This window comes from Vibrio sp. S457-15 (assembly GCF_000960545.1).
In the GTDB taxonomy this organism is placed as follows: domain Bacteria; phylum Pseudomonadota; class Gammaproteobacteria; order Enterobacterales; family Vibrionaceae; genus Vibrio; species Vibrio parahaemolyticus.
In genome coordinates this window covers 1-389 of the sequence record NZ_JYOQ01000145.1, presented here as the reverse complement: position 1 = coordinate 389, position 389 = coordinate 1, and the positions used below count along the sequence as shown (strand labels likewise).

1 rRNA gene is annotated in these 389 nt (G+C 56.0%); it reads right to left on the bottom strand.

Annotation, left to right across the window (positions count from 1 at the left end):
• Positions 1–389: ribosomal RNA gene (locus UF05_RS16550) — 23S ribosomal RNA — on the bottom strand; the annotation flags it as partial.

Genomic DNA, 389 nt, shown 5'->3' with positions numbered 1-389 from the left:
CTTACACACCTGACCTATCAACGTCGTCGTCTCCGACAACCCTTTAGGATACGTAAAGTATCAGGGAAGACTCATCTCAGGGCTCGCTTCCCGCTTAGATGCTTTCAGCGGTTATCGATTCCGAGCTTAGCTACCGGGCAATGCGTCTGGCGACACAACCCGAACACCAGAGGTTCGTCCACTCCGGTCCGCTCGTACTAGGAGCAGCCCCCTTCAATCTTCCAACGCCCACGGCAGATAGGGACCGAACTGTCTCACGACGTTCTAAACCCAGCTCGCGTACCACTTTAAATGGCGAACAGCCATGCCTGGGACCGACTTCAGCCCCAGGATGTGATGAGCCGACATCGAGGTGCCAAACACCGCCGTCGATATGAACTCTTGGGCGG